We start from the raw sequence: 18,056 nt of genomic DNA on the forward strand, positions 1-18,056 counted from the left end.
TTCGCGCCTTTCTGATGATTCTGACTTTGTTGTTATTTATTCCTGAGATAAAACTACCGATGTTTTTTTCAAAACCTCGAGTTGTTATACTGATAGACGATTCTAAAAGTATGAATGAAGAAGGAAAAATGAATCAACTAGGTACGTTACAATCAAAATTGCGAAGATTGCAGACTGTATCAAATCTGAAGTATTATTATTTTTCTGATTCGTTGCGGCCCGGAAAAAGTTTATCATCTGTAACCTTTGGGGGAAAAAATACGGATATATTCGGAGCGCTATCAAAATTAGATAACTCCAATTCTGATGCAATCTTAATGATATCAGACGGCAGAAACAATAGTCACAATAATCCAAATCTGAAAATGAGCGATATCCCATTATGGGCACAACCCATCGGTTCAGGTAACGTTGCAGACTTATCAATAGAAGAAGCTTTTCTAGTATCAGATTCCATTAACTCTATTTCAAATCAACTCTTAAAGATAAGGTTGAGATCTACTTTTAAACAGGAAGTAAAAGACGAACTACAAGTTTTCGAAGGATCAAAACTTCTTGAAACAATCGATCTTCTTATACTGCCATCAAAACTTACGGAAATCACAGTTCCTGTCACGGATTTGAAGCCTCAATCCGAACTGCTTATCGTTTTAGATTCTATTGAGGAAGAAGACCGTCTTGACAATAATAGTATTAGCGTAACTAATCCTTTCAATCCGTCGAGTATTAACGTCTTGTTTATTGCTGGGGTTATTTCAAGAGAAACAGAGGTAATAAGAAACGAACTGAATAAGATCAATGATTTCAATGTTGAATCAGCGATTGAACTAGCTTCCGGGAAACCACTTTCTGCCGCAAAGCAAACATATGATGTTGTAATCATAGGACCATTACAACATAATATATCGAAATCAACAGTCAATTTGATTAAGGGTTATTCAAACAGGAAAGTACCTATTTTATTCATCCAATCCGCCTCCGGTATTCCTGCCGACTTAGCAGATTTGTTTCCTTTACAGGCAGTAAAATCAAGAAATAATACCAAGGATATATCCACTCCTATCTCAGATATTTTTTTCTCGACGTGGGAACCCGAAAACCTGCACAGTGAAGAGACATCCTATTCGAACAAACCTGGAACACAAGCCCTCTACGGAAAAAAGGGAAACATCTTTCTCGCTTCAATGATGCCTGCTAAAAGAATTCTTGCCCTAGAAATGCCTGATTTGCCTGCACAAACAGAGTGGAATCAAGAAGGTTTCAAATTCTTCTTGAGAGCATCGGTTCGTTACCTTCTAGATCCAGAAGGGTTTCCTTTCAGGATAGTTACCAACAATTCTTCTGCGAACTACATTTCTATGATACTTGAATCTGAAATACCAGTTAGCGCCGGTTCTCTTGAAGCATGGCTCAACCCGGATTCAATTAAGCTTGTTCCCGCTTTCATTTCATCCAATAAGATTAAACTCACAGCTTCTGTCAATGCCCCGAAAAAGGAATACTTTCTTGAAGTACGATGGGGAAAGAAAACTTACAGCCCAGGAAAAGGCTTTAAAATAATGCCGCAAGAACCCGAATCACCTTCCCGTGGAGCAAATATCGATTTTCTCAGATCACTCGCGGAAAACAATCGAGGCCAGTTAATAACTTCACCCGAGGGATTCGAACTTTTCATGAATTCACTTCCAAAAAGAAAAACACTTATTTTGAAACCTTTACAAACACCTATAATTGTGATTCTTATAGGATCACTTTTAATGTTGGAGATATGGCAAAGACGAAAAAAAGGCTTACCTTAACAATACTGTCTATTCTTTTGTTGTTGCATGGCAACGCAAGTGCTCAGCCGTCATCGCGCGAAAAAGTATTACATGGTGAAACTGTCATTGCACAAACAAATCAACTCGAAGAATCAAACAACAGCAATTCACAAGAGAAAGACTTAAGCCAAAGATTCGCGGATTGGATGGAAGGCGGAGGCCTAGGAAACCGTCTCGTTGTGTTTTTCTTATCCATGTTACCTATTTCGGAATTGAGAGGCGCTGTTCCACTGGGAATACTCGCATTCAAAATCCCATGGCTTGAAGCATCATTGATTGCATTGCTAGGAAATATCCTGCCTGTAATTCCTATTCTTCTCTTTCTTGATGCAATAATGAAGCTTCTTGGAAAAATGCCTATCTTCAAACGTTTTTTTGAATGGCTCAGGAAAAGAGCTCAACGAAAAGGGGGATTAATAGAGCGCTATGAATACTTAGGACTGTTCATATTTGTCGCTATCCCCCTCCCTATGACAGGCGCCTGGACAGGAGCCTTAATCTCTTCTGTATTGAGATTGCAGTTTCTACCTTCTATTGTAACGATATTCCTTGGGGTCATCACGGCTGACGTAGTAGTAACATCTTTTACTCTTCTTGGATGGTGGGGTCTACTTACGGCTTTGATTGTGTTGCCTGTATTATGGCTTTTCTCATATTGGCTGGAAAGACGAAAAAAGAAGGGGTTAACGAATTCCCAGGATGAGTAAAATATGATTAAAAAAACGGAGCCGACGAGACTTGAACTCGCGACCTCTAGCGTGACAGGCTAGCGTTCTAACCAAACTGAACTACGGCTCCTCATTCATTCTCAAACCTTCAGAGGATGACAATTATATTAATAAGAAAGCTCGTGTCAAGCAACACGAGCTTTCTTCATTTCTAGAATTCGCCAAAAAGAGGTGCCTACTGAAACACAAACTCGACCCTGGCGTATTCAGGGACTTCTTGAACGTTTATTTTTGTGTGATAAAGCCTTTCATCCAGATATTGTTTTGCTGTTTCTGCAATATAAGTATCGGAGGCTTTAATAAGAATACTCGTAAATCCCTTTTCTTTTAGACGATTAAGGACATATTGGTAATAGTTGGCGATTTTCTGAGAAACTGCTCCCACATCGTAGGACGCAATTTCCGCTTCCTTCACTGCAACAACATTTTCATAAGCTATTCCGTTTAAGTCTATCGGACGGCCTATCTTTCTCATCTGAGAACCGTCTTTAGTATTCAGAATGATGATGAAGGAATACACGTCTCCAACGGCCATTACCTGACTGGGGTCGTCTCCCCTGCCGTCCCAGCTTATTGTCGCCGGGAGGGCTCCGTTCTGCTGGATTGTCCTGAAAGTGTTCCCGCGAGCGTCGAGTATGTTAACGGTCCAGCTGGCAATGTTTCTTTCCTGGTAAGATGAAACGTCGATTGCCAAGGTTTGACGATCGAGGTCGTAGAAGGATGTAACATTAACAGGTACGCGCAACAGGAAAGGGTCGGCCATGAATGTGCTTCGTCCGACCGATTTTTCGACCTGAGTGATGAGATTGTCGTCAAGGATGAAACGCGTGCTGCCGAGCATTATTCCTATGGGCTGGTAGGGATCTATCTCGTAGTAAAAAGCCTTAGGTTTGTATTCAATTAGACCAGTCTCAGTTACTTCGTATATTTTTTCTTGAGCCCGCATGAATACGGGCATAAGAAACAGTATTCCTAAAGAGATACCGAGTATCCTTGTCACTTGCTGCCTCCTAGGTCAAGATAAATCTGAAAGTGACCACCGCTGAACGTTTTGCAATTCCGCTTTCAGAAGGTTTAAACTTCCAACGCGCAAGAGAAGATTTTACCTGTGCATCCCAATCAGGATAGCCGGTGCTCTTTATTACAATCATCGTTGGCGAAACATTGCCTGCCGCATCCGCTGAAAACTGGATGCTTACGTTAACGTTGCTTAAACCCTTCTGGCGCGCCCACGGTGGATATGCCGGCATGGCACTGCTTACAATATCCGCAAATGATAAATCTCCGGATAGCGAGAATCCGGATTTCTGGCTGCCTGCAGCCTGAGCTGCATCGCCGCCGTTTGTCTCCTGAGCGACCAGCGTGGGCTTCTTAATCGCTTCTGAACCAAGCTGAGTTGCGCCTTCGTTCAGTTCAATGCTTCCTCCGGTAGCGGCTATTTTTTCAAAGGGACTGACGTTGCCTACGCCGCCCGTACCTCTGGCAAGGTTAATGGGCGCTTGCGAAAGAATCTCTTCAGTGGATACTTTGGCGTTGGGGTTAATTCTGATTACGTCACCGGAAAAACTAGCCTGGCTCTTATCCAGTGAAAAGTTATCCACCGACATTTTCGCCTGCGACGTAAACTTCCCGGCGCTGAGATCGATTGGTGCAGCTTCTTCCAGCCCGGTCGGGCTTGTAAGAAATTGCTGTTCTCTCTGAACAATTTGCTGAGCCTTGGGTGGAAGCGACTCGTCGTAGGAAGTCACCTCAGTCAGTGTTGCGTCACTCTCCTCAATTTTAGTTCCTGTAAAAAGTCCAAGGGCGAACATTATTATTAGAGCATGAAGCAACGCCGAAACTGCCATTCCTATCCATAGCCGCTTGTTTGAGAACATCTCGGCAAGACCTCTTCCTGTATTCACGAGAGCCAGTCTCCAAGCGTGTCCCCAATCCCTGGGCCTCAGATTAGGCTCGAAACCCAGAATTTTAACCATTTCAATACTCCTTTATCCTTCGGCGGGCTTTTTCCTTGCCTTTGTCGACAAGGCAATTCGTTGCGCTCCCGATTCTCTTACCAGTGCGAGAAGATCCATTACCCACTGCGAGGGAACGGATCTATCCGCGCGAATAACTATAAGATAATATGAATCGGCGCTCATCTTATTGCTTATAGCGCGTTCAATTGCAGGCTGAGGCATGAGGGAATCGTTTAGATAGAGATTTCTGGTTCCGTTCGGATCAACTTGAAGCGTAAGCGTGAGATTCTCCTCAGTCTTGCGTTCCATCGTGTTCGCATAAGGCACTTCGACAGGCGTATTCTCATGAGTTAAAAGCTGATTAGCCGTCATCATCATCATCAGAACTACGAGCAAGGCTACTCCTGCCATAGGAATGATGTTAGGCATAAGCGAACGCGATTCTTTCTTTGCAGGCATCAGCCCCCTCCTTCTTCAAGAGGAACGCCTCTAAGAAGAGCCAGCTTACCGGCTTTCTTATCCTTAGCCATATCAAGAATCTCTACAACCGCTCCATGGCTGACTGCTCCATCAGCGCGAACAACAACTAGCTTATCTACGCTGCGCTGCAGCAGAAGTTCAACTAGAGCCGGAATCTTGTCTTTCTCTACAGGTTCATCATTCAGGAAATAAGTTCCGTCTGCCCTGATGTAAATGGCTACCTTAAACTCGCTGCCTTGATCGGCTCCGCCAACGGTTTGCACGCCGGGCGCCTTTACGAAAATGCCGCTCTCAAGCAGAGCGGGCAGAGTTACTATAAAGAAGATGACAAGACTGAGAGCGACATCCACAAGCGATGTAATATTAGCCTGTCCCGCGACGTGGCTTCTCTTGTCAGGCTTTCGGATTCTCATAAGATCCACCCTTGGAAAGCGAGATGAGCTTCATCAGCTTGCGCAAAAATGTCTCAAGCTCATCCACTATGTCAGTGGATTTCTTTGCAAAATAGTTGTAGAAGAAGATGGTCGGAATAGCGATAACGAGACCAAACTCTGTAGTGTACAATGCTACACCCACTCCAGCTGCTACTACAGCCGGACCGCCTGATCCGCTTACAGCTATGTTCAAGAAAGCCTGTATGAGTCCTACAACGGTTCCCAAAAGACCCATTAGAGGTCCTACGTTGCCAATGGTGTTGATCCCAGCCAAGAAACGTTCCATCTGAACTCGCTGCTTGAGGATTTCGCTTTCCATCATCTCGGCTATCATATCGTCAGGAAGCGTATAGTTCTCGAATGCGACGCGAACCACGTGAGCAAAGGGAACGTCATGATTCTTTACAAGAGCTAGTACTTCAGGGATGCCACCGGTAGTAAAAGTTTCTTTAACCTTTTCAAAGTATTTGTCTGCGTTAACACGCCGCTTGCCGAAGTATATAAATCTCTCTACAACCAGCGTTATCGCTGCAAGAGAGATCAGGGCGAGAAGTCCCATTGTTGCGTCGAACGATGGATCCCATGGAAGTATCATCCTTACGAATGATTCCGTAGTTGACATGCCCGTAGTTGGCGCGGCACGGGTGAAGAGAAGCGTAACTATATCAATCAGTTGCTTCATTCAATTCCTCCTTATGGCGAAGCTTAGGCAAAAGTATAATCCTCTTTTGCTAGTTTGTCAAGACCATATCCCCTGATGGGATATGCACTAGAGCCTGCAACTAAATGATTGTTTTTACTATGACTAAGACGTCTAAAGCGCCTCGAATGTTTACGGAACGAACCGCCTATGCGGGGTTCTTTTTTAACAATAAACATGCTGGTGCCAATCTCAATCATACTATCTGCATTTTGAGCAGAAATCATCTCGTGTCAATAGGATAGATGCTTTACGTGAAAACCTAAGTCAAAAACCTGAACTGATAGCTAAAAAATAGTCCCCATGATTTAGGATAATTCAAATTTCATTTAATCAGGAGTTCTGCAGACTTTTTCAAATCGTCGATGTCAGCGCGTGAGTTTTTAACAAATTCACTATCCTTGTGTAAACGCTCAAGCTTCTCAAGAACTTCAAGTGCCTTTTTACCGTCATCTTTACGAGCGAGGGGGTCATTATTGCCGGCTCTTTTGACGAGCGAAAAAGCAAGGAAGTAAAGTACCCTTGAAGAGTATTCATCCGAATCGGAATATGATGAAAGATAAATCTCGGCCTGACGTATGGTTTTTTCCCAGTCTTTTGCTAGCACAAGAGTCCTTACAAGCTCGAACGAAGCCTCGGACAGAATATCATTTACTTCTGGAAGTCTGCGCCATTGAATAATGCTCTCTAATTTTGCAACCGCTTCCGGGTAGTCGCCTAACTCTATCTCCATTCTTGCAGCTTGCAGAAACAGAGTCGGCAGATAAGGACTTTCAGGATTGATATTCTTCATCCTGGCAATAATCCCGATCAAGTGATCGATTTGCCAGAGCGCTGTGTCTTTTTGAGCGGTTCTATAATAAAAAGTTTCCAGCGCCAGGGTAGAGTTCTGAGTTCTGCTTAACCTTTCCGCAAATTCCTTGGCTTGTTCTTCGTCGCCCTTAGCCATTGCATTATCAAAAATTACAAGGAGTATCTCTTTATAAATATCGGAAAATTGAAAGTGGTACAATTTAGCTTGTTCAATCAATTTCTCTAGTGTTTTTTCGGCTCTATCCGGGTGCCCCATCTGTATCTGGGCGCGTGCAAGCCTTGACCACGCATCGCGAATCTCTTCTGAAGCCGGAAATGCCGCAAGAAGGTCTTCATATGCTGAAGCTGCCAAGTCGAAACGGCCGCTTTGCTCATATGAACGTCCCTCAAAGTATAGCCCCTGCATTCGCATCTCTGGAACCGAAGAAAAGTTTAAACGCGAGAAAACTTCCGCAGCCACGCGGAAGTCTCTGGCTGCGTAATAATTTAATCCTTCGAGAAAAATAATAGTTTGAGACTCCATTTCGGTCGGCTGATCGGCGGATAATGCCGTTACTATTTTTTTTACTTCTCCCGTATTTCTGTCTGTTAAAAAACCCCAAGCCAGCCCGAAATAGCCTTGATGACGCAGTTCTTTATAAGAGCTCTGAATAGCGTATTCGTAATATGGTCTTGCCATTTTCTCATAGCGCCCGCCAGAGTAGTAGTATGCGTCTCCAACAGCCACATGAGCTGCCGTAGCGAAATAATCCTCTTCTCTTTTTCCAAGATTTGAAGCAAGGACCTGACCACGATTCTTGACTGCATCGGCAAGGGAAAGTGTCAGCTGATATTCTTTTTTTTCATTCTCACATGCTGCATAAACGGCAAGAATAATGTTCGACATGCTTGAAATACTAGACATATCCATACTCTGTATCATGTTGCCTAGGATTAACAGTGCACTAGTATAGTCCGCCTTGCGTATATACCCAGAAACTCTAAGCAAGTTGTACAAGTCGGATGCCTTTCGCTTTTCGAAATACGCCTGTGTAGTCGGGTCGCCGGCACCGCCTCCTATAATCCATTGAGAATAAGCGGCATACGACGGGTTTTCAGAAGCTTTTTTAAACCATGTCCTGGCGGCATCCGGTCTGTTCTCCATCCATTCAACCCTGCCGCGAATCATGGCAAGCGCACGTTCAGGAAGAAGCCACTGGTAAAGGAATGTGTCCGGGACCGCAAGATGCGCCTCTCTGGACTTTTTTAGACACAGGAGAGCCTCAGCCATGTCATATTTAACAAGCGAGCTATAAGGCGTGCGAATCTCGGAAAGAACCTGCAGAGAATCATGAGCTTGGCTATAAAGACCTGCCTTTACCAGACGGTGCACCCTGAGATATCTGCCAACATTTCCGGAAGGTAATGTGGAGACTGAATCCTCCAGATGGTATCTTAAAGCTTGAGCCGTAACCTCTCTTGACGGTAAAAATCTTTGCGCCTTCCTTGCGTCTCTTTTGACAAAAAGAAAGTAAAGAAGAGAATCCTTTGATGGAATCTCGCCCTTCTCAAGATATGAAACAAGCGAGCGGATGTATTCCATAGGGGCGCCTGAAGAAGCTTCCTTATCCGCCTCAAGGGTTTTAAGGCTTGCCTTTACGCCAGAAAGGTCACCTCTTAGCCAGTCTGCCGTGATTCGATATAAAAGTATCTGACGGCGTGCATCGGGAGGAGGGTTAAACGTAAGCTGCATTTCGAGCGATTTAAGCGCGCTGTCAGGTCTGAGTCTTGCAAGCTGCTCATAGGATTCTGACAGGGCAGGCATCAAGGGATTACCCCCAAGTTCTGATAAGAGTATGGTGGCATCAATGCACTTTTCAATCTCATCGTCAAGGGAAAACCCCGTTTGCGCGAATAGATATTCATCCGTGACCCATTCAGGCAACTTATACGCAAACTTCGGCTTGCGCTGAAGCACTTCTGATGCCTCGACCTGCTGAACCCCCAGATTCCCCTGACCGATTAAAAGTATTGTAAATATAAAACTCATCCAGACGCTCCTTGAAGATTTAAGATATGATACTCACTTAACGTTGCCGTTGCAAGCCTTTTCACTTTCTGCTATCTTTTGCTCTATATCGGCTGATATACCCCCTGATTTATAGAATTCTGTATCCTGATAGTTGCTTTTAATGATTCTAAAATTGTCTAGCGCCTTGCAGGAACCCTCCGGTATATTAGAATAGGATAATGCCAGATAGTAGTAGATTTCTGGTAATAGAGGAATATGCTCTTGTTTTACATCTTCACCGTACTCGAGCCATTCTTCAAGTTCATTTATCGCCTGGTTGTAATTGACAAGGTTGTAGTAGCTTTTGGCTAAAATGACGAGGGCTTCCGGCATTATTGACCTCGCCTCTTCACATTCCTTCAGGAGCTTTATTTTTGAAAGGATATCCCGTGCATCTTCATAATCACCTTTTTCAAAATCAGACTTCCCTATATTGTAAAAATTCTCGATGCTAAGGGATTTAAAGAATTGTTCGCAAGAGGAGTCTTTTTCTGGTCAAGCGAAGTATAATACTCGAAAAGCGACAAGACGCCATAGGCGTATGCATTCTTGTAAACTTCGCTACTTTTATAAAGTCTTTTTTTGACTTCTTCCGTAACCTCTACTGCCTTGTCTACCTGTTTGGCAAGGATGCGAAATACAATTATCTTCTTTGCCGCCTTTCCTGCCCATTCCGAATTAGGGTAATTTTCAAAGACTTCTGAGTATTTATCGAACGCTTCGGAGTACGATTTGTAGTGCTTTTCGAGAATTATCCCAAGGAGGTACAAGACCTCCGGCTTGAGGTCGTTTCTCGTGATCTCCACCGAGTTATATTTTGAGATCCAGCTTTCTAGTTCAGCTCTAGCCTTCTCATAGCGATTCTGGCCTATGTAGACTTTGGCTCTAATTAAGCTTATATCTGAAAAATATGAGGAATCGAATTGATATTGGGATGATTGAAGCTGTCGCTCAAGGATATCATACTGACCTGCTTTGAGATAAAACTCCATTATCTTTATTATTGCTTTTTGAGACTCCGGTAACTTAGGAAAACTGTCGATGATACATTGATATATCAATAGAGCATCCCCGTAGTATTGTATCTTTTCATAGGTTTTTGCAAGTAAGTATCTAGTTTTAGGCTTCAACTGGACTACCTCTGGTTCATCGAGCGTATCGTACTTCCCTAACCATGTTTTAAGCTCATCGATTGCATAGTAGTATTTTTCGGACTGGTAGTATACGTTTGCCAGTTGATAAGATACATCAGGCATCATCCCTTTTACGGCTTGGCTATCGGGCCAGCTCTTTAGTTCCAACAAAATGTATTCCGTTTTTGTATAGCTCGAATCGAGCGCCAAAAGAAAACTCATCAAGAACAACGGTTGCGGCGTCAGATGTTTCATTTTTTCCTCATCAATCAATTCTTTTATTTTTTCAACACTTATTTCTTCTGGACGATAAACTTGGGTACTTCTGTAATTGCTGACCCCACAATAATCCCTGGCTAGCTTCCTTATGAATTCACCCGCCTTATCTCTCTGACCCATGTCTTGGTAATAATTGTATAGTACAGACAATCCGTGCCGGTAGGCTTCTCTATAAATGCCCTTATCCTTTTTTTTAATACGATCAGTTATAATCTCCACCGAATCTATATCTCCTGCTGCCGTATAGATATCAATCATTTTCAAGTATGCTTCGGCTGCAATTGTTGAATCGGGGTAGTTTTGAATTATTTCAAGGTAAGTGGAAATGCTATCTTGCCAGTTCTCGACCTCTTTGATTTGAAGGAATAGACCTAAAAGAATAAACACTTTTCCCTCCTTGAATTAGATTTGAAACGTTCTACTGCGTCTGCAGGCGGCAGTCGTCACGAAGTTTCGTAGCCCATTCCCGATTCGATTCCGCCGCAGGCGCTCTTGCAAGATAGTCTTCAAGCATGGTGATTGCCTTGCGGAACATGTCTTTTGACTCCGTCGGACTAGCGCTCTTGATGGATTGCGCTTTAGAAGCATAGGCAACACCAAGCATTAATGCCATATCCCAGGTGAAATCGGACACGTACTGGCTTTTGAATCTTTCTCCCTCTGTTATTAGTTTATCCCAGTCCTTGAGAGGGTAAAAGCAATATAGCCGCAATGACCTTGAGCTCTTAATTACATCCTCGCTTGCTTGCGAAGCCGTAGCCAGAGCGGTCCAGGCAAGACATTTTTCATACTTTGCTTCATCGTAAAAGCGGGTCGCCAGCTGCATTTGATAAATGGGCAGGTCTTTTGAGTTAGGTACATCTTGAGCGAAATTCTTCAAAAGATTCTCAAGACTATCAGTTGGAAGTATTCCGTAATTCCCTGCCAGAGCTTCGGCTGCAAGCCTTGAATAACACATGTCAAGACCCGTATTGGCAGAAGCTGCACCCCAACCTTTGCGGATTAATTTCCAGTTATCTATAGCATCGTTTAATCTTCCGGAATTGTAATATGCCTGAGAAAGATTAATGCGTATATCCCTGATAGCCGAACTGTCCTTGACAAGGCTAAGGGCTTTATTGAAATACAATACTGCTAGATCATAGTTTTCAGTGGAAAAGCTAAGCCATCCAACAAGATAGGTTGCAGACAGTGCTTTAGGGTGATTGGGATAATCGTCGGCTACACGGCGAAGATATTGTAAAGCTGTAGCCTGTTCACCCAGTCTGTCATAAGCTAGTCCCTTATAGTATAGATTTTTAGGAACCAGAGACTTGGCCAAAGGTCCCCATATGCCTTCGACTGGAATCTGTTGATATTCTTTGTCATCAAAGAAGTATCTGATCGCCTCGTCAAACCGTCCCGAGTTGAATTCATTAATCCCCTGACCGTAGAATGTTGATATGATCAGATCCGGCGACACAGGTCTAAATGTATCTTTGAATACAGTTCTTGCCTCATCGTACCGCCCGAGATGCATGAGGCACCACGCTAGACCGTGATGAGCGTATTCGTAAACCTCGGAAGCCGGGTAATCGTCCATGAGTTCGCGGTAACGCAGCATAGCATCCTGGTATTGTTCCTGATAGTAATAAGCTTCTGCCATGTTAAAAAGCATATGAGGTCTGAATGTCGGATCTCCCTGAGGGTAGCGAGCGATATAATCTTGAGCGTCATTCAGAAGCGCGGCATAATTCCCTTTTTCATAAAGGTCTAGTATTATTAAATTCTCAAGGCCGTCTCTGTAGGCAGCCAGTGACTCCATTTTTTTTACAAGATCCTTTAATGCAGTAACTTGTTCCGGCGAAAAACCCCCTTTTATCAATTCAATACTGGAATGAAACAATCCGTGCGGTTTCTGCTCCCTTATTACACCCTTGTACTCTTCAATAAGAGTCATCTGCATTTCCCCTTGAATCTGGAGGGGAAATGCAGATGAAATTACGAGAAAGGTTAAGACAAACCTTAACCAATCTTTCGTTTGCATTGTTCTATTAGCCTGTCAACATCAGCAGACACGCCAGTGCGTTTGTAAAAATCGCTATCCTTGTATCTATCTTTTATCGTCTGAAGATTGGAAATAGCTTTCCGATAGTTGCCTGCCCGAACCTGCGGCGACTGTTCAGATTCAGCAAGCCTCATGTAAGATAAACCAAGATAATAGTAAACGCTCGGAGCCAAATCGAGCCGTGCATTGTCTCCTTGTTCATAATAACGCGTCCAGGCTTCAAGCTGCGTAATGGCATCCTGATAGGATTCACTGGAGATATAAACTCTTGCTAGCTGAACAGTAATTTCAGGCATCCTGTCTTTCGTAGCGTTATCGTCAGGCCAGTTTTTGAGTTCTACAAGCACGTTTTTAGCTTCATCGTATGTTTTTTGCTCGAATAAAAGGACACTCAAAAGAAAGAGAGGATCAGGCAGATACGCGCTGCGGGGATTTCTTGCTCTGATTTTCTCTATCTTTTCCCTGAGATCCGCAATGTCCGCAACTGATGTGTCCCGCATGGCTTGACGATAATACAGCACTTCGATAGGCTCTGTGGTTCCAAGTTCGCTGGTAAGTCTCTTTGCGTAGACCTCTGCAGTGGCTTCATCGCCAATTCCCTGGTAGTAATCGAAAAGGGAAGCCAAACCGTATCCGTACGCATCCTTGTAAACAGGCCTGTTTCTGGTCATTTTCCCCTTGATTTCTTCGGTTTTTGCCACTGCTTTATCCACTTGCTTGGCGCGAATGAAGAACTCTATAATCTTTCGTGACGCCTCGCCGGCCGTATTACGCTGAGGGAATGAATCCGCAATGTGCTGGTAAACCTGAAGAGCATCTCCGTAAAAGTTCAACTGCTCAAAGCACCTGCCGCGCCAGAAGAGCGCGCGATCGATGAGACTATCGGCTATTTCATTATAGTGAATATCAGATGTAGCTTCCTCGCGTCTAACTGCGATGCGCATATCGTTCCTGTAAGCAGCCTCGTCAAAGAACCAGTTGGCAGCATTCTGGTAATCCCCTTTATAAAAATGAGCAAGACCCTGGCCATAGGCGGCAAGAACAAGCGCATCCGTTTTCAATGTGTTAGCAATAATATTATCGAAGCTGGCAATAGCGTCATCAAAACGTCTCGCTTCCATGTTGTACCAAGCAATCGAAACCTTTGCAAGAGTGCTCATGTAAGATTCGGGGTACTTTTCAAGAATCGCTTGATACAACACTCTGGCATCTTCGCGCCGCTTTATGTTGCGAATTTCTCCTCTAGTATATGATGAGTAATACGTTGCATCCGCTTGGTTGTAGAGAAGGTATGCACGCCAATCGCCGCCGTATTGAATCGCAACCGAGTCTTGCTTGAACAGCGAAAGGTACGTTTTCGGTCTCGACATTGCGTCGCTATAGCTCGCTTGTTGATCTTGCCGGTTGAGAGCTAAGAGAGCCATCGTCATGGTTCCTTCGTATATCAGAAGCTCTTCTGGTGGCGCATCCGCGTTAGGAATATTCGTAGTAACCGCATTATAATAGTTGAGCGCTTGAGTGTAATTTGCCTGATCAAATTCAATATTTCCGAGAACCATACTGGAGAGATTCTCCATCATACCCTGGCCGCGGTTCGTAAGAGCAATCCTTCCGAGCCTTTGGGCCTCTGCCTTGGCTATATCAAGATTCCCTTCTTTACGATTTATCTCGTAAAGCCGATACGTTGTGTAGAAATCAACCATCGAGTTTGGAGCTACAATTCTTGCCTGCTCAAAGGAAAACATCGCGCTATCCGCCAACTTGAGTTCTCTGTATGCCTCGCCTCTCATAAAGTAGGCATGGGCGGCAAGGACCTGACCATTCCTGTTAGGATCGGTAAGCTTGCTCAACAAATCGACAGAGTAGCGGTATTCCCTATCGTGGTAGTAAGTACAAGCAAGGTAATACTCAGCAAAAGGTCTCAGAGCGGTCTGCGGATACTTTGTCATGAAATCTCTAAAAACATTCTTTGCCGTTGCGTAATCCATATTGAAAAACGACATCTCTGCGCGGCTGAAATCGACAAGTTCTTCCAGGTTGGTGTCATCCGACAATTCAGTAAGTATTGAACGAATATCGCTGAAAAAGGCCGGATCGCGCGAATTTATCAGGCTTCGCGCAAGGAAAAGCTTGTCTACCGGGTATTCCTTATCTTTTAGATGATCGAATGCAGTTTTATAGTCTTTGCGAATGAGATAATCCGCGATACCCATTCCGCCCATGTCCTGCGCTTCATCAAGGAATCTCTGCGCCCTCTGCACCTCGCCTATCTGGAAGTAGCACAAGCCGAGAGAAAACTTGATTTGAGGAGCAAGGTAGGCGTAACGGGAGTCGGCGGGGATGTCTTCGTTCAGGGCTTTTTCCAGAAGCGAGATGGCGACCTCAAAGCGCCCTAGATTATAGGCGCATTGAGCGGTCCTGTACTTCATTTCCGCCGCAAAACCGCGAGAGCCGGCATCGCGTATGAGACCGTTGTAGGTCTCATACGCCTGCTGGTAATTTCTCTGGGAAAGAAGCTTCTCGGCCTTCTCGTAATCGGACATGAATTTGTCCGTTGCCTGACCGAAGAGAGCCCCGGCAACTATAAGTATTGCTACTAGGGCTGCTGCCTTCTTCATATCTTATCTCCTAACGCCTTTCCAGTCAACCTTCACAAGCTGACCGTCGTAGACAATCTGGTCCCCAAGCTTATCAAAAAGCTTGATTGAATAGTAATAGGTGCCATTGTCTACCTGGCCGCCGCGGATATTATCCACGCCGTTCCATGTGAATTTTGCTGGCAGTTCGTCGATCTCGCCGTATACGTCACGAGTCTGACGATATCGGACGTTTCCACCGGCATCTTTAATCTCGAATATCCAGCGCTTGGTTCGGTTCTTGAACTGGGAGTTACCGTGGACAACTATCTCTGCATAATCTGCAGGCGAATTAAGCTGTGCCGGCTTTGATTCAACCCAGACGCCTGCGACGCTCTTGAGATCAAGATTCAATGAAACCTTATGGATGGGGTCCAGATTAAATTCGCTTGCATGATTCATCATGAAGGCGTAATTGATTTCAAGTCCAAGGTTGCGGGAAAGTTCGGTGATGATGCCAAGGCCAGCGCTAAAGAACCTATCGTTTACGCCAAGACGGATGGCAAGCGGCTTTGCAGGATAAACTTCAAGGCCTTCGTACCAGCCGAACTTTGAGTTGTCGCCGAGAGTGTAGGAGATATCCGAACCGAGCTTTACGCGGTCATCAAGAAGCCTGAGGCCGAGACCGGCGCGGATGATGCGCGGGTTTGCAGGCTCCATACCGCTGCCCGTAAAGTCCATTGTAGCGCCGAGGATATTCTTGACTGCAACACCTAAGGTTATCATATCATAGGAGAGGGAGGGCACAAAACTCATGGGATAGAACGAAAAGCCTGCATCGACATCAAAGCCAAGAGCCTGCTCGTCGGCAAGCTGGCTGAACATGAGTTTCGGGGCAACACCAACGCCGAGGAATCCGAACTTCTTGGCATAGCTTATCAAAACGCCTGAATTGTTCATGCTCTGGTCGCTGATGGGCTGTCCGTCAGGACCAACGGGATCCTCGATAGCGCCGAAAGCTCCAGTGTAGGTAAGGCCGAATGTGCCGAAGGTCGCCCAGGGCATGTTGAACGAAAGAACGCTCTGAGCGCATCCGCCGTACAAGGAACCGCCCATAAGGGCAAGCTGTGCAGAGTGAATTTCTGCAAGGCCTGCAGGGTTGTATAGAACGGCTTCGCCCTGATCGGCAAGTCCGGTGTTGGCCTGACCCATTGCAAGCGAACGGGCGCTTCCGCCAGCCTCGAATAACATGGCTCCGCTGCCGCCCACTGCCGATGAATCCAGTTGGGCAAAAGCCACGCCGGCGATTAGGGGAAGAAGCACGATTGCGAGTAAATATTTTGCTTTCATCATTGCCTCCTAGACCTTACCAGATCACCATGAGGTTTTTCCTGAGCACCTCAGTGCTTAGGTTAGTTAGTGTAATCTTAAGCACTGCCTGGTACATGCCGCTCGATATTGAGTTGCCTTTACCATTTTTTATATCCCAGGAGATAGTCTGCTGACCGGGCTGAACAGGTGTTCCTGATGTAAAGATATTCTTATAGACGACATTGCCGTAAATATCTGTAATGAGAAGCATAACTTCTGCTGCACCAGCCTGTTCTACTTTATAGGAAAAATTGATGGCATTGTGTCCGGCTGCACCGTACTTCCAGGGATTGGGAGCTATTGTAAGCCCGGTAATGTCTTTGACATTAAGAGTCACATTTCTAGTTTGTTCCCCGGCAGTTACTTTTAGAACGTATGTTGTTTCAGCACTGGCCCAGACCTCTGTCTCGGCTATTCCGTTTACAATGGTCAATTCCCATTTGCCGTCGACTATTTTTGTGGAATCTTCTATATGGAAAGACTCTTTAGGGCCTTCAGCTAGCTCCACGTAAGCGTAATCTAATGCTACTGGCTTCGCACTTTCATACGCTTCAATATGAAGGGTAGAATGGACATCCTTTGGTACAATCGCAGGATTAAGTGTAGCCGTTAATGAGTCAATCCCTGCCAATACTTCTACGCTGGTGTTATAAGACGTGTTCTTTCCGTTGCTGTCTTTGGCATAAATATTAGTCGGGCTATCAGTCGTGAATTTAACATTCACATTATCGTTTTTGCCTGATTTGATGGTGTCGTCCGTAGTGCTTGTTAAATCGGTGTTGTTGCCAGATTCAAAGACGTTAACTTCATATGGCCCATAACTGGTAACTACATTCCAGCACTTATCGACCGCCCAGATTTTAACTATGTAGGGCGAACCGACGCTTGCCTTACCGGGAGTCCCTGTTGTGCCTGGGTAGGCTTTCTTTTTAGGGCCGTTTGCGGTAGTCGAATCATCACCTGGAAGATTCACTTGATCAGGTGCTAGAATTTGAAGTTGCGTCACGGCGCCTGCATTGACTATTACGTTACAAACATCCTGAGTATAACTTCCGCCTTTTACTGTAACCGTACGTGAGCCAGCAGTGCGAAGTTCGATTTTGTTCACTCCAACGTTAGCAGTCTCAGGTACATGGCCGAAAAGATCAGTAGTTTCAAGTTCCGGAATATCAGAGCCGCCTTTGTCGTTATACCACTTATCAACTACATAAACGTTATAATCGGCACTATCGCCTGCGGTAACTGAACCTGTACCGGTTTTGCCGGTCGGAGTTCCCGGAGCGTATGTCTGTCCAGGCGCAACAATTAACCATTTTGAGGAGGCTCCGGCGTTGATATCAAAGGCATCTGATTCGCCGATGTCTCCGTCAATAGGATCAACACAACGCAGCTTGACACCATTCCCCGCATAAGTAAATTCAAGGGGAAAAGTAACTTCTGACGTACCGTCGAAAGTCGTATCCGTGGGAATAACAAACTCTTTAGCATCGGATCCAACCACGAGATAGAGTTTGACATTTCCCGTATTTTCAGTTGCAGTTATTGTGATGTCATACTTTTGTCCGACAGTTGCCGGATTCGGGATGCCCTCGAAAGTAAAATTTTGCGCGAGGGCAATAGTAGCAAGAAGGACGGTAAGAAGAAGAATCTTCTTCATCATTTCCCTC

Annotated in this window: 14 protein-coding genes and 1 tRNA gene; 2 read left to right on the forward strand and 13 right to left on the reverse strand. The window is 44.8% G+C overall.

Annotation, left to right across the window (positions count from 1 at the left end):
• Positions 1-110: 110 nt before the first annotated feature.
• Together GX441_01170 and GX441_01175 are read left to right on the forward strand one after the other, a co-directional pair.
• Positions 111-1,799: a hypothetical protein gene (locus tag GX441_01170; protein ID NLI97251.1), complete on the forward strand. Its 1,689-nt coding sequence runs from the start codon at positions 111-113 to the stop codon at positions 1,797-1,799.
• Positions 1,769-2,527: a small multi-drug export protein gene (locus GX441_01175; protein NLI97252.1), complete on the forward strand. Its 759-nt coding sequence runs from the start codon at positions 1,769-1,771 to the stop codon at positions 2,525-2,527. The genes GX441_01170 and GX441_01175 overlap by 31 nt, the downstream gene beginning before the upstream one ends.
• A gap of 16 nt (positions 2,528-2,543) precedes the next feature.
• Here GX441_01175 and GX441_01180 read toward each other — a convergent pair.
• The 13 genes from GX441_01180 to GX441_01240 all read right to left on the reverse strand — a co-directional run bounded on the left by GX441_01180 (position 2,544) and on the right by GX441_01240 (position 18,049).
• A tRNA-Asp gene (locus tag GX441_01180) sits at positions 2,544-2,618 on the reverse strand.
• Between the two features lie 105 nt (positions 2,619-2,723).
• Positions 2,724-3,548, reverse strand: coding sequence for a hypothetical protein (locus tag GX441_01185; GenBank protein NLI97253.1), 825 nt, complete (start codon positions 3,546-3,548; stop codon positions 2,724-2,726).
• 10 nt (positions 3,549-3,558) lie between these two features.
• On the reverse strand, positions 3,559-4,524 hold the full coding sequence (locus GX441_01190) for a TonB family protein (protein ID NLI97254.1): 966 nt from the start codon (positions 4,522-4,524) through the stop codon (positions 3,559-3,561).
• Positions 4,525-4,536: 12 nt separating this feature from the next.
• The gene (locus GX441_01195; GenBank protein NLI97255.1) at positions 4,537-4,965 is read right to left on the reverse strand and encodes a hypothetical protein; all 429 of its coding nucleotides are present in this window, start codon (positions 4,963-4,965) and stop codon (positions 4,537-4,539) included.
• Positions 4,965-5,399, reverse strand: coding sequence for a biopolymer transporter ExbD (locus tag GX441_01200; protein ID NLI97256.1), 435 nt, complete (start codon positions 5,397-5,399; stop codon positions 4,965-4,967). The genes GX441_01195 and GX441_01200 overlap by 1 nt, the downstream gene beginning before the upstream one ends.
• Positions 5,380-6,102 (reverse strand): MotA/TolQ/ExbB proton channel family protein, encoded by a 723-nt coding sequence (locus GX441_01205; protein NLI97257.1) that lies wholly within the window; start codon positions 6,100-6,102, stop codon positions 5,380-5,382. The genes GX441_01200 and GX441_01205 overlap by 20 nt, the downstream gene beginning before the upstream one ends.
• A 343-nt stretch (positions 6,103-6,445) precedes the next feature.
• Positions 6,446-8,962, reverse strand: coding sequence for a tetratricopeptide repeat protein (locus GX441_01210; GenBank protein ID NLI97258.1), 2,517 nt, complete (start codon positions 8,960-8,962; stop codon positions 6,446-6,448).
• A gap of 33 nt (positions 8,963-8,995) precedes the next feature.
• Positions 8,996-9,316: a hypothetical protein gene (locus tag GX441_01215; GenBank protein ID NLI97259.1), complete on the reverse strand. Its 321-nt coding sequence runs from the start codon at positions 9,314-9,316 to the stop codon at positions 8,996-8,998.
• A 95-nt stretch (positions 9,317-9,411) separates the two neighbouring features.
• Positions 9,412-10,782: a hypothetical protein gene (locus GX441_01220; GenBank protein NLI97260.1), complete on the reverse strand. Its 1,371-nt coding sequence runs from the start codon at positions 10,780-10,782 to the stop codon at positions 9,412-9,414.
• 31 nt (positions 10,783-10,813) lie between these two features.
• Positions 10,814-12,334: a tetratricopeptide repeat protein gene (locus GX441_01225; protein NLI97261.1), complete on the reverse strand. Its 1,521-nt coding sequence runs from the start codon at positions 12,332-12,334 to the stop codon at positions 10,814-10,816.
• Between the two features lie 65 nt (positions 12,335-12,399).
• Positions 12,400-15,060, reverse strand: coding sequence for a tetratricopeptide repeat protein (locus GX441_01230; GenBank protein NLI97262.1), 2,661 nt, complete (start codon positions 15,058-15,060; stop codon positions 12,400-12,402).
• Positions 15,061-15,063: 3 nt separating this feature from the next.
• On the reverse strand, positions 15,064-16,371 hold the full coding sequence (locus GX441_01235) for a hypothetical protein (protein NLI97263.1): 1,308 nt from the start codon (positions 16,369-16,371) through the stop codon (positions 15,064-15,066).
• 13 nt (positions 16,372-16,384) lie between these two features.
• Positions 16,385-18,049: a hypothetical protein gene (locus GX441_01240; protein ID NLI97264.1), complete on the reverse strand. Its 1,665-nt coding sequence runs from the start codon at positions 18,047-18,049 to the stop codon at positions 16,385-16,387.
• Positions 18,050-18,056: the final 7 nt, after the last annotated feature.

It is taken from the genome of bacterium (assembly GCA_012517375.1).
Taxonomy (GTDB): Bacteria; Hydrothermota; Tepidihabitantia; order B3-TA06; family B3-TA06; genus JAAYVC01.

What these genes read in the sequence shown, in the direction of transcription:
- GX441_01170 (NLI97251.1), top strand. Translation starts at nt 111, where the DNA reads ATGAATGAAGAAGGAAAAATGAATCAACTAGGTACGTTACAATCAAAA.
- GX441_01175 (NLI97252.1), top strand. Translation starts at nt 1,769, where the DNA reads ATGGCAAAGACGAAAAAAAGGCTTACCTTAACAATACTGTCTATTCTT.
- GX441_01190 (NLI97254.1), bottom strand. Translation starts at nt 4,524, where the DNA reads ATGGTTAAAATTCTGGGTTTCGAGCCTAATCTGAGGCCCAGGGATTGG.
- GX441_01195 (NLI97255.1), bottom strand. Translation starts at nt 4,965, where the DNA reads ATGCCTGCAAAGAAAGAATCGCGTTCGCTTATGCCTAACATCATTCCT.
- GX441_01200 (NLI97256.1), bottom strand. Translation starts at nt 5,399, where the DNA reads ATGAGAATCCGAAAGCCTGACAAGAGAAGCCACGTCGCGGGACAGGCT.
- GX441_01205 (NLI97257.1), bottom strand. Translation starts at nt 6,102, where the DNA reads ATGAAGCAACTGATTGATATAGTTACGCTTCTCTTCACCCGTGCCGCG.
- GX441_01210 (NLI97258.1), bottom strand. Translation starts at nt 8,962, where the DNA reads ATGAGTTTTATATTTACAATACTTTTAATCGGTCAGGGGAATCTGGGG.
- GX441_01215 (NLI97259.1), bottom strand. Translation starts at nt 9,316, where the DNA reads ATGCCGGAAGCCCTCGTCATTTTAGCCAAAAGCTACTACAACCTTGTC.
- GX441_01225 (NLI97261.1), bottom strand. Translation starts at nt 12,334, where the DNA reads ATGACTCTTATTGAAGAGTACAAGGGTGTAATAAGGGAGCAGAAACCG.
- GX441_01230 (NLI97262.1), bottom strand. Translation starts at nt 15,060, where the DNA reads ATGAAGAAGGCAGCAGCCCTAGTAGCAATACTTATAGTTGCCGGGGCT.
- GX441_01235 (NLI97263.1), bottom strand. Translation starts at nt 16,371, where the DNA reads ATGATGAAAGCAAAATATTTACTCGCAATCGTGCTTCTTCCCCTAATC.
- GX441_01240 (NLI97264.1), bottom strand. Translation starts at nt 18,049, where the DNA reads ATGATGAAGAAGATTCTTCTTCTTACCGTCCTTCTTGCTACTATTGCC.